Origin of the sequence: Staphylococcus sp. FSL W8-0305, assembly GCF_037966415.1 — a bacterium.
Taxonomy (GTDB): domain Bacteria; phylum Bacillota; class Bacilli; order Staphylococcales; family Staphylococcaceae; genus Staphylococcus; species Staphylococcus aureus.
This window is the reverse complement of record NZ_CP150198.1, coordinates 304581-316940: the sequence shown is the minus strand read 5'-3', so window position 1 is coordinate 316940 and position 12360 is coordinate 304581. Positions and strand designations below refer to the sequence as shown.

Below are 12360 nucleotides of genomic sequence, written 5' to 3'. Positions count from 1 at the left end.
ATCTATTACTTATAACTTACAAAACGACATATGCAAATGACAAAATTGACAACCGAATATATTCCACTTCATTAACTCTAATTTAATACCAATAGAGATTTGAACGAAATAAAAAAGCAGCAACAACTTCGTGAAAAATACACGCGCTGTTACCACTTTTAATTTTTATTCTTTATAATCTTTTAGAATAACTTTGAACGTTGAGCCTTTGCCAACTTGACTATTCACTTCAATATTGCCTTGGTGGGCCTCTACTATATGCTTTGTAATTGATAATCCAAGACCTGTCCCACCAGAATCTCTACTTCGTGCTTTATCTACTCTATAAAATCTTTCAAAAATACGTTGTTGGTCTTCTAATTTAATACCTATACCAAAATCTTGTACTTCGAAAATGACACGAAAGTCATCTCGATACACACGAACGTTAATATCTCCATCTTCATAAGAATAGTTAATTGCATTCGTTAACAAATTCGTGATAACTTGAGCAATTTTACTTTCTTGTGCTTTAACAATGACATCTTTTTCAATTTCAGTATGAATGGAAATATTTTTTTGATTGGCTTGAGTCATCATATTATCAATAATACGCCGCGTTAAATCTGATAAATTCATATAGTCTGTATCTAACTCGGTATGTTGCTCAATATGCGATAAATCTAACAGATCTGTTACTAAAGATTCTATTCGATTTGATTCTTTTAAAATTATGTTCAAAAACATGTCTAATGATTCCGCATCATTTTTTGCACCATCAATAAGTGTTTCAGCAAACCCCTTAATTGAAGTAATAGGTGTTTTTAATTCATGTGAAACATTTGCTACAAATTCACGTCTTAGATTTTCAAGTTGTTTCAGATTTGTTATGTCATGCATCACAACTAAAATCCCTTGCAAACTTTTTTGAGATCTAGTTAAAATCGGAACACAAGAAATATCAAAGTACTTGGCATGGACTTGGTTTATTGCAACTTCCAATTGTTCATAGATAGGTTTTTCAACTTTAAAACTTTCTAAAATTAATTGCTCAATTTCAGTATTAACATAGCCGTGATAGCCTACTTGTTCAATATTATGCGAGATGTTGAACTGTTCATAATACGCTTTATTTGCAACAACGATTTTTCCATTTCGATCTATCATTAAAATAGCACTTGGAATATTTTCAATCGTTGTTTTTAAACGGTTGGATTGAATTTTTTGCTCATTATTAAGCTTTTGAAGGCGTCGTGCTAAATCATTGGTAGACACAAAAAGCGCTTTAGTTTCTACAACATTACTTTCAGGTACACGTATGTGATAATAACCATTTGCCAACAATTGTGTTGCATAAGTAACTTCTTGAATGGGACGGATTAAAGTACGCTTAAAACTACGGCTTGCAAAATACAGACAAATAAGTACAACTAAACATGTCAATATAAGATATTTCCACAACGTCCAATGCATTTCTGTAATATCGTTATTGTAACCTTTAATCCATACATGATAACCGTTAACCTTCTTATTAAAAATAAAAACGTCCTTTTTTTGACTGTAATTATCAATTGTTTTAGTAGGTTTCAGTTTGCCACTACTAAACACCTTTTTATCATTTTTAGTTATCAATAAATCAATATTTTGCTGTTTTACAATTTCTTTAACTTTATCAATCTCATTATCTTGGACTAAATAAATATATGATCTTGCATCTGTTGCTAGAGCTTGTTCGTGTTTTTCTGATAAAACATATGTGATGGAAGCGTGAATAATAATGCCTAATGTAACAAAACTGATAATTAATATACTGCTTATCAATAACATTAAGCGGTGGTGAAACTTCATCATTATTCTTTAGGTCTTTCCAATTTATAGCCTAAGCCACGCACAGTTTTAATAAGTTGTGGCTTCTTAGGATTATCTTCTAATTTATCTCTTAAATGACTGATATGTACATCAACAATTCTTGAGTCTCCTGCAAATTCATAATTCCATACCGTATTTAACATATGCTCTCTCGTAATGACTCTGCCTTGTCTTTCTATCAAATAAAGCAACAGTTCAAATTCTTTCGGTGTTAGCTCCAATAGCTCATTATGCTTATATACTTCAAAATAATCGGGTCTAATACGTATCGATCCGATGGTAATATCATCGTCAATCTCTTCTACTTCTTTTACAAATTGAGAACGTCTTAAAATGGCTTTCACACGGGCAACAACTTCTCTAGGTGAAAAAGGCTTAGTCATATAGTCATCGGCACCTAATTCTAAACCTAATACCCGATCAAATTCATCATTTTTCGCCGTTAACATTAATATAGGGACTAAATTTTTATTTGTTCTTACAGTCTTACATACGTCAATGCCATCTTTTTTAGGTAGCATAACATCTAAAATAATTAAATCTGGCTGTTCATTTTCTACCTTCTCTAAAGCCTCATCACCATCAAATGCGACAACAACTTCATAACCAGCTGTTTCTAAGTTATATTTAAGTAATGTTACGATTGAATGTTCGTCATCTACTACCAACACTTTTTGCGACATGGTATGCCTCCCTAACTTATAATTATATTTACATTATAACCGAACTATTTATAAAAATAACATCCTACACATTATCTTTACACATTTTTTACATTACTTTACACATAAATAAAATACTTCTTTTATTTCCTTCTATAATTTGCATGACATACTCTGGGACAACGAAATAAATTTTGTGAAAATATCATTTCTATCCCACTGCCTATGCATGAGTTTTACTCATTTATTCCTAAGCTTATATACACATTCGCTTTAGTTAATGTGTAAGAAACACTACATAATCAATCATTCGTGACTCTTTATCATTTCTATCCTGCTGCCAACTTCAATTCATTTAAAAAGGTGAACCTAGCAATTAAAGTTGCTAGACTCACCTAAGTTTATTTTGCTTATTTTAAATTTTTAATCAATTCATCTGCAAATGCTGATGTAGAAACTTCTTCAGCACCATCCATTAAACGGGCAAAGTCATAAGTAACAACTTTTGAAGCAATTGTATCTTCAATTGAATCTGTAATCTTATCTGCCGCTTCTTGCCATCCTAAATGTTCTAACATTAATACAGAACTTAAAATTACTGAAGATGGATTCACTTTATTTAAACCTGCATATTTTGGAGCTGTACCATGTGTTGCTTCAAAAATAGCATGACCTGTTTCATAATTAATGTTTGCACCTGGCGCAATACCAATACCACCAACTTGTGCAGCTAATGCATCTGAAATGTAGTCACCATTCAAGTTCATAGTTGCTACAACATCATGCTCAGCTGGACGAGTTAAAATTTGTTGTAAGAAAATGTCAGCAATAGAATCTTTAATGATAATCTTGCCTTCTTTTTCAGCTTTTTCTTGTGCAACATTAGCAGCATCTCTGCCTTCTTTTTCAACAATTTCGTCATATTGTTGCCAAGTAAATACTTGATCACCAAATTCAGTTAATGCTAAATCGTAACCCCACTGCTTAAATGAGCCTTCTGTAAATTTCATAATATTACCTTTATGAACTAAAGTAACTGATTTACGGTTATTATCGATAGCATATTGAATTGCTGCTCTAACTAATCGCTCAGTACCTTCTTTAGAAACTGGCTTAATACCAATACCTGAAGTTTCTGGGAATCGAATATTTGTCGCACCCATTTCGTTTTGTAAGAAATCAATTACCTTTTTAACTTCTGTTGTTCCTTCTTTAAATTCAATACCAGCATAAATGTCTTCAGTATTTTCACGGAAAATAACCATATCAACATCTTGTGGACGTTTAACAGGTGATGGTACTCCTTTAAACCAACGTACCGGTCTTAAACAAGTAAATAAATCTAATTCTTGGCGTAAAGCTACATTTAATGATCTAATACCACCACCAATTGGTGTTGTTAAAGGTCCTTTAACAGCAATTAAATATTCTTTAATTGTATCAAGTGTTTCTTGAGGTAACCATTCGCCAGTTGTATCAAATGCTTTTTGACCAGCTAGCACTTCTTTCCATTCAATGCGTTTTTCGCCATTATAGGCTTTCTCAACAGCAGCATCTATAACTCGGCTTGCTGCCTTCCAAATATCCGGTCCAATTCCATCACCGATAATAAATGGGATAATTGGCTCATTAGGTACGTTTAATCCTTCAGTTCCTTGAGTAATTTTTTCTGCAGTCATAGTTATTTTACCTCCAAATTTTACATCTTCATTTTTAATTTGTATTGATTATTTTCTTTCTTCAAGCGGAATATACTTACGATTCGTTTCGCCAATATATTTTGCTCTAGGACGCATAATTCTATTATCTTTATATTGTTCTAAAATATGAGCAATCCATCCTGCAGAACGACTTACAGCAAAGATTGGCGTGAATAAGTCATGAGGTATTTCCATACAGTGATAAACACTCGCACTATAAAAATCAACATTTGGAATTAATCCTTTTTCTTCTGCCATGCGTTTTTCCATTTTCACTGACATTTCAAATAATTCTTCACGACCAGCGTCTTTCGTAATTTGACGGCTCATTTCTCTTAAATATTTCGCTCTAGGATCACCATCTTTATATACACGATGACCGAAGCCCATTACTTTATCTTTATTAGCAAATTTTTCATCTAAGTAAGCATCAACATTTTCAATTGACCCAATCTCAGATAACATCGTCATAACTTGTTCATTTGCACCACCATGTAATGGCCCTTTCAGAGAACCTACAGCTGCTACAATACCTGAGTACATATCTGACAATGAAGATACCGCACAACGTGCTGTAAATGCAGATGCGTTCAACTCATGATCAGCGTGTAAAATAAGCGCTTTATTGAAGGCTTCCACTTCTATATCTGTTGGTAATTCCCCACGTAACATATATAGGAAGTTTGCTGCATAACTTAAGTCAGGATTAGGCTTAATTGGTTCTTTATCTTGTCTTACTCGAGCAAACGCTGTAACTAATGATGCTACTTTAGCCTGTATACGCATTGCTCTTTCATAACGATTTTCATCTGATTCATTTTCAGCATCAGGATCGAAATGTGCAATATATGATAATGACGTACGTAATGCTGTCATTGGATGCACGTGATCTGTAACATACTCCTCAAAATGTGTATACACACGAGGATTTAATGTCATGTATTGATTTAATTTCCCCTTTAAATGAGCAAGCTCTTCTTCATTTGGCAATCTATAGTTCCATAATAGGAAAATAACTTCTTCAAATTGCGCATTTTCAGCTAGATCATCAATATCATAGCCGGCATAAGTCAATTGACTTTCAATAATTGAACTTATTTTAGTCTCCGCTGCGATAACCCCTTCTAAACCTCTTTGTAATTCTGCCATGATAAATTTCCCCTTTACTGTTTCTTTATGAAATGGCTTTCAACTAATATTATAGCTAAACGCATTTCGTTTGTGAAATATAAAAACTGGCATTATATGTGCAACAATTATTTTGTAAATCTATGTAAATGTCACAGAATGGACACAAATAGCACCATTAAAGCTTTTTCAAGATTATATTCATCACCAACTTTTAGCATAGAATAAAATTTTCAATTGGTTATTATATATGATTATAAAATCCAAAGTATATTAACATGGAATTTTACACATTTTTACCGAAAATAATTGTATATATCCTAATATAAGTGCATAATAAACATATCTATATTTAAGGGAGATGTATTATGGCTGAAAAATTACAAAGGGAACTAAGCAATCGCCACATTCAATTAATTGCTATTGGTGGCGCAATTGGTACAGGGCTATTCTTAGGCGCTGGTCAAACGATTGCATTAACTGGCCCTTCTATATTACTAACATATATCATTATTGGATTTATGTTATTTATGTTTATGCGAGGTTTAGGTGAAATCATCATTCAAAATACTGAATTTAAATCTTTCGCAGATGTAACCAATACATACATTGGGCCTTTTGCAGGATTCGTAACCGGTTGGACATACTGGTTCTGTTGGATTATTACAGGTATGGCTGAAGTAACAGCTGTAGCAAAGTATGTAAGCTTCTGGTTCCCAGAAATTCCAAACTGGATTAGTGCACTTTTTTGCGTATTGTTATTAATGTCTTTTAACTTATTGAGTGCGAGACTATTTGGAGAGTTAGAATTTTGGTTCTCTATCATTAAAATAGCAACAATCATTGGTTTAATTGTCGTAGGTTTCGTTATGATTCTATTTGCATATAAAACTCAATTTGGACATGCGAGTTTCACGAACCTATACGAGCACGGTGTATTCCCTAAAGGAGCATCTGGATTCTTTATGTCATTCCAAATGGCCTTATTCTCATTCGTGGGAATCGAAATGATTGGTGTTACGGCAGGTGAAACGAAAGATCCTGTTAAAACAATACCAAAAGCGATTAATAGTGTTCCTATTAGAATTTTAATATTTTATGTCGGTGCTCTAGCGGTTATCATGTCGATTATTCCTTGGCAACAAGTTGATCCTGATAACAGTCCATTCGTAAAATTATTCGCATTAATTGGAATTCCATTTGCTGCAGGCTTGATTAATTTTGTAGTACTAACTGCTGCTGCTTCATCATGTAACAGTGGTATTTTCTCGAATAGTCGTATGCTGTTCGGTTTATCAAGTCAACAACAAGCACCACCGAATTTCTCTAAGACGAATAAGTATGGCGTTCCACATGTAGCGATCTTTGCTTCATCAGCATTGTTACTCGTGGCAGCATTATTAAACTATATTTTCCCTGATGCTACTAAGGTATTTACGTATGTGACAACAATCTCTACAGTATTATTCTTAGTTGTTTGGGGACTGATTATCATCGCTTATATCAATTATAGTCGTAAAAATCCAGATCTTCATAAAAAGGCTACGTATAAATTATTTGGCGGAAAATATATGGGCTATCTCATTTTTGTATTCTTTATATTTGTGTTTGGCCTATTGTTTATCAATGTTGAAACAAGACGTGCGATATACTTTATTCCGATTTGGTTTATACTATTAGGATTTATGTACTTAAGATATAAACGTATCGCTGCTAAATCAAATAACTAACAACAAGTTTTACCCCTGTTGAATATATTAAAGTTCAACAGGGGTTTTTATATGCAACTTATAATATTAAATTGCGTACTTGCCTCAATACTTTTACTTTCTCATCTATTGAATAATGTATCATTTTAAAGATACATCCATACTTCTATTTTATAATAACTTTCCAAAGTAATATGAGTGAAAGTTTAAAGCTGATAATGTGCATGTATAAAAGATATAAACATTTATATAGATTGCTATTCATACATTATCATTATCAAATATCCTATTAATTACGTCATAAAATACCAGATGAACCAAAAAACGCCTTTCCATTGTTGATAAATGGAAAGACGTTTTTTATAAATTATAGTACGTTTGCATATCCTTCAAAGATTTTACCTTGAGCAGCATCAATCGTAACTAACACGTTATTGCTTATGTTTTTAACAGCTTTTTCTACACCTACAACTGTTGGAATACCTTTTTCTAAACCAACAATTGCACTTGGTGATGTAATTCCATTTTCTTCTGTAATTAAGCCTAACGCTTTTTCTACATAAGGTACAAACGTTTCATCGATTGAGTTTGTAACGATAACTTTGTCAGATAAATCTTTACCTTCTAAATCTTTAACAGTTTCAGCAACTAACGTAGTACCAACAACTGATCCACGTCCAATACCTTGACCATTAGCAATTTCGTCACCAACTAGGTGGATTTTCATCATATTAGTAGTTCCAGTTTCACCAGTTGGTACACCAGCAGTAATAATGATTAAATCACCATTAGTTACTCTACCAGTTTCAACAGCTGTTGCAACTGCATTGTTTAACAATGCATCTGTACTCTTACGTCCTTTTTTAACTACAGGTTGAACACCCCAAACAATTGAACATTGACGTGCAGTTTCTTCACTTGGAGTCACTGCAATAATGTCTGAATGCGGACGATATTTAGAGATAGTACGTGCCGTTGAACCACTTTCAGTAGCAGCTACAATTGCTTTAACATTTAAGTTTAAAGCTGTATGTGCAACCGAAATACCGATAGCATTCACTAATGAAGTTTCAACTAATTTAGTACGATCTGACAATAACTTTTTGTAATCTTGGGCTGCTTCAGCTGATACAGCAATATTTCTCATTGTTTTAACAGCTTCTTCAGGATATAAACCAGCAGCAGTTTCACCAGATAACATTACTGCATCTGTACCATCATAGATTGCGTTGGCAACGTCACTAGCTTCTGCACGTGTAGCACGTGGGTTACGTTGCATAGAATCTAACATTTGTGTAGCTGTAATAACTGGTTTACCTAATTTGTTACATTGTCTGATTAAATCTTTTTGAACCATTGGTACTTTTTCAGGTGGGATTTCAACACCCATGTCACCACGTGCAACCATTAAACCATCAGACACTTCAAGAATTTCCTCAATATTATCAATACCTTCTTGGTTTTCAATTTTAGGGAATACTGAAATGTTAGCTTTTTGTTCTTCTAAAATTTCACGAATTTCTAAAACATCACTAGGACGACGTACGAAACTTGCTGCAATGAAGTCAACATTTTCTTTAATACCGAAACGGATATCTTCAGCATCTTTTTCTGTAATACCAGGTAAACTAACTCTTACACCAGGTAAGTTAACACCTTTTTTGTTTTTAAGCTCACCAGAGTTTAAAATATCACATTTAACTTCTTTTTTAGCATGGTCAATATCTTTAACTTGTAATTCAATTAAGCCATCATCAAGTAAAATGTATGAACCTACTTGAACATCGTTAATTAAGTTTTCATAAGTTACAGAGAACTTTTCAGGTGTTCCTTCAACTTCATTCATGCTAACAATAACTTCGTTACCACGTTCAAGTTCAATGATACCGTCTTTCATATTATGCGTACGAATTTCTGGACCTTTCGTATCTAATAAAATTGCTACAATTTTGTCTAATCTTTTAGCTACTTTACGAATTGTATCAATTCTACCTTTATGCTCTTCATGACTACCATGTGAAAAGTTTAATCGTGCAACGTTCATACCAGCATTGATTAATTTCTCAATCATTTCTTCTGATTCTGAAGCTGGTCCAATTGTACATACAATTTTAGTTTTTCTCATTTTATAATTCCTCCTGAAATCTTATATAGATAACTTGTTAGCAAGTTCATATAGACTATAATCAAATTTATGATCTTTACCATCAAAAATTTCATCAAAAGATGTTGCTACAATTTTATTGTTCTTAATTCCAACACCTTTAGCTGTTTCACCTTGCATTAATAAGTCTACCGCATATCCACCTAATCGTGATGCTAAAACTCTATCCGCACCTGTTGGGCTACCACCACGTTGAACGTGACCTAACACAGACACTCTATTATCAACATTGATGAATTGTGATAATTCTTTTTGACAATCTTGCGCAGTCATACAACCTTCTGCTACAAGAACGATTGAGTGTTTCTTACCACGTTTAATACCTTGTTCAATTTTATCAGCTATTTCTTTAATATCTGTTTTCACTTCTGGAACTACAATTGTCTCAGCACCAACTGATAATCCAGCCCATAATGCTAGATCTCCACAATCACGGCCCATTGCTTCAATGATAAATGTTCGTGCGTGACTTGACGCAGTATCTCTAATTTTGTCGACTAAGCCAATAATCGTATTTAATGCTGTGTCAAATCCAATTGTAAAATCAGTACCATTGATATCATTGTCAATCGTACCAGGAATACCGATAGTTTGAATTTCTTTGCATTCCTCACTGATGCGTTGTGCACCGCGATAACTACCGTCACCACCAATAACTACAAGGCCCTCAATCCCTCTTTTACGTAAGTTTTCGATTGCAACTTTACGTACTTCTTGCTCCTTAAACTCTGGACATCTTGCTGAATACAAGAATGTACCTCCACGCTGAATCGTATCCCCAACTGATCCTAATTCAAGTTTATGAATATCATCATTTAACAATCCTTGGTAACCATGATACACACCATAAACTTCAATTTCATTGTAAATTGCTGTACGAACAACTGCTCTTACGGCAGCATTCATTCCAGGTGAATCTCCACCACTAGTTAAAACTGCAATTTTCTTCATGACGACATACCTTTCTATAACTGATTTATCTTTAACTCTAAATTACCACAAATTGATATGTCATTCCATCAAAACTAATGTATTGAATTGATGTAAACGTTTTAAATATTGAATTTTATTTTAACTTAATTAAAAAAAGATTAGTAGCCACAATTTTGACTACTAATCTTAGTTAAAATTCAGTATCTAAATATTGAATTATTGTTTTAATGTACTTCAATTTATGGTAAAACCCAGTAACGATTTAACATAAAAATGCTTAAGTTGATTATTCTATATAAGAACCGATATTTCTGAATTTTTCAAACCGATCATTAGCAATTTCATCACGTGATAATGACTCAAGTGAATCTAATTGTTCAACAAACGCTGATTTAATAGCTAAAGCTTGTTGTTCAATATCTTTATGTGCACCGCCAAGTGGTTCAGAAATGACATCATCTATAATACCTAATTGCTTAATATCATGGGCAGTAATTTTCATTGTTTCAGCTGCAATTTTAGCCAAATTACTGTCTTTCCATAATAATGCCGCTGCACCTTCAGGAGATATAACAGAGTAGGTACTATTCTCTAACATCAATACTTTATTGGCAATACCAATACCTAGGGCACCTCCACTGCCACCTTCACCAATGACAATCGCAATAACTGGTACTTTTAGTGAAGCCATCTCAATCAAATTTGTTGCAATAGATTCACTTTGTCCACGTTCTTCAGCAGCTTTACCAGGATATGCACCTTTTGTATCTATAAATGTAAAGATAGGACGATTGAATTTTTCAGCTTGTTTCATTAAACGTAGTGCTTTTCGATAACCTTCTGGATGAGCCATACCAAAATTTCGATAAATATTATCTTTTGTATCTTTTCCACGTTGTTGTCCAATAACCGTAACAGCACGACCATTTAAAAAGCCAATACCACCAATCATTGCTGGATCATCTCTAAAATTACGATCACCATGTAGTTCCATAAACGAATCAAAGATATATGGAATATAATCTAGTGTCGTAGGTCTTTCTTGCAAACGCGCAATTTGCACACGATCCCATGGTTTTAGATTTGTATATATTTTTTTAGTTTCTCGTTCCAATGACGCTTCAAGCATGTCAATTTCTTCTTGTAAATCCACATCATTTTTATCTTGAGATTCTTTTAAAGATTCAATTTTATTTCGAATTTCAAAAAGTGGTTTTTCAAAATCTAACATTATTTAGTCACCTCTTGATGGATTTTTAGAATTTCAGACAATGTTTGACGCATATCATTACGATGTACAACTTTATCCAATTGTCCATGCTCTAATAAAAATTCTGCAGTTTGGAAATCATCTGGCAATTTTTCGTTTATTGTCTGTTCAATAACTCGACGACCTGCAAAACCTATCAATGCTTTTGGCTCACTTAGATTTATATCACCAACTGATGCAAAACTTGCAGATACACCACCAGTAGTTGGATGTGTTAAATATGATATATATAATAGTCCAGCGTCAGAATGACGTTTTAAAGATACACTGGTTTTACCCATTTGCATCAAGGAAATAATACCTTCTTGCATACGTGCACCACCACTTGCAGAGAAAAGTATAAATGGTAAACGGTTCTCAGTGCAGTAATCAATGATGCGACATATCTTTTCACCAATAACCGATCCCATACTTCCCATTCTAAAACGTGAATCCATGACAGCAACGCCAAATTTCATACCATCTAGTTGCGCTGTACCAGTCACTACTGCTTCTTTAAGACCTGTCTTTTGTTGGTCCTTTTCAATTTTTTCTAAATAACTTGGAAAATCTAATGGATTCGCAGAGGTCATTCCCTTATCGAATTCTGTAAATGATCCTTCATCAGAAATTGCTTCTATACGTTTATACGCAGTTAAAGCAATATGATGATCACAATTAAAGCACACATTTAAATTTTCAGCTAATTCTTTTGTGTACATAATTTTCTTACACTTTGGACACTTAGTCATAATACCTGCAGGCACATCATTATTTTTAGAGTCTTGTACTGTAAGATATTTCTTTTTCTTTGTTCGATTAAAAAAATCTTTAAACATAGGAAAACCTCCAAATAACCTCTGTTCTAACCATTTAGAGCCTTAAACTGAACTTGACCAGTTAAAAACGGGTTTAAATTTATTTGATTTATATTCGTTTGACTGTTGAATGTTTATCATAAACTTTC

At 33.3% G+C, this 12360-nt stretch carries 9 protein-coding genes; 1 reads left to right on the top strand and 8 read right to left on the bottom strand.

The features are described 5' to 3' along the window. Window positions 1–165: 165 nt before the first annotated feature. From NST10_RS01710 to NST10_RS01695, 4 genes are all read right to left on the bottom strand, one after another. A complete protein-coding gene (locus NST10_RS01710; protein ID WP_073392727.1) occupies window positions 166–1827 on the bottom strand; it encodes a HAMP domain-containing sensor histidine kinase in 1662 nt (553 codons plus the stop codon). Between the two features lie 2 nt (window positions 1828–1829). After that, window positions 1830–2531 (bottom strand): response regulator transcription factor, encoded by a 702-nt coding sequence (locus NST10_RS01705; RefSeq protein WP_000080025.1) that lies wholly within the window; start codon window positions 2529–2531, stop codon window positions 1830–1832. A 389-nt stretch (window positions 2532–2920) separates the two neighbouring features. Next, entirely contained in the window at window positions 2921–4189 is a 1269-nt protein-coding gene (icd, locus tag NST10_RS01700; protein ID WP_000123171.1) for an NADP-dependent isocitrate dehydrogenase, read from the bottom strand. Window positions 4190–4237: 48 nt separating this feature from the next. Beyond that, entirely contained in the window at window positions 4238–5359 is a 1122-nt protein-coding gene (locus NST10_RS01695) for a citrate synthase (RefSeq protein ID WP_000829166.1), read from the bottom strand. A 347-nt stretch (window positions 5360–5706) separates the two neighbouring features. Here NST10_RS01695 and NST10_RS01690 point away from each other — a divergent pair, with 347 nt between their 5' ends. Further along, window positions 5707–7068, top strand: coding sequence for an amino acid permease (locus NST10_RS01690; protein ID WP_000818532.1), 1362 nt, complete (start codon window positions 5707–5709; stop codon window positions 7066–7068). 346 nt (window positions 7069–7414) lie between these two features. Here the strand turns inward: NST10_RS01690 and pyk are convergent, their stop codons facing one another. The 4 genes from pyk to accD form a co-directional block, all read right to left on the bottom strand. Next, a complete protein-coding gene (gene pyk / locus NST10_RS01685; RefSeq protein ID WP_001232655.1) occupies window positions 7415–9172 on the bottom strand; it encodes a pyruvate kinase in 1758 nt (585 codons plus the stop codon). A 21-nt stretch (window positions 9173–9193) separates the two neighbouring features. Beyond that, the gene (gene pfkA / locus NST10_RS01680; protein ID WP_000717560.1) at window positions 9194–10162 is read right to left on the bottom strand and encodes a 6-phosphofructokinase; all 969 of its coding nucleotides are present in this window, start codon (window positions 10160–10162) and stop codon (window positions 9194–9196) included. A gap of 268 nt (window positions 10163–10430) precedes the next feature. Further along, a complete protein-coding gene (locus NST10_RS01675; protein ID WP_000883646.1) occupies window positions 10431–11375 on the bottom strand; it encodes an acetyl-CoA carboxylase carboxyltransferase subunit alpha in 945 nt (314 codons plus the stop codon). Continuing rightward, window positions 11375–12232, bottom strand: coding sequence for an acetyl-CoA carboxylase, carboxyltransferase subunit beta (gene accD, locus NST10_RS01670; RefSeq protein WP_000471571.1), 858 nt, complete (start codon window positions 12230–12232; stop codon window positions 11375–11377). The genes NST10_RS01675 and accD overlap by 1 nt, the downstream gene beginning before the upstream one ends. Between the last annotated feature and the right edge of the window lie 128 nt (window positions 12233–12360).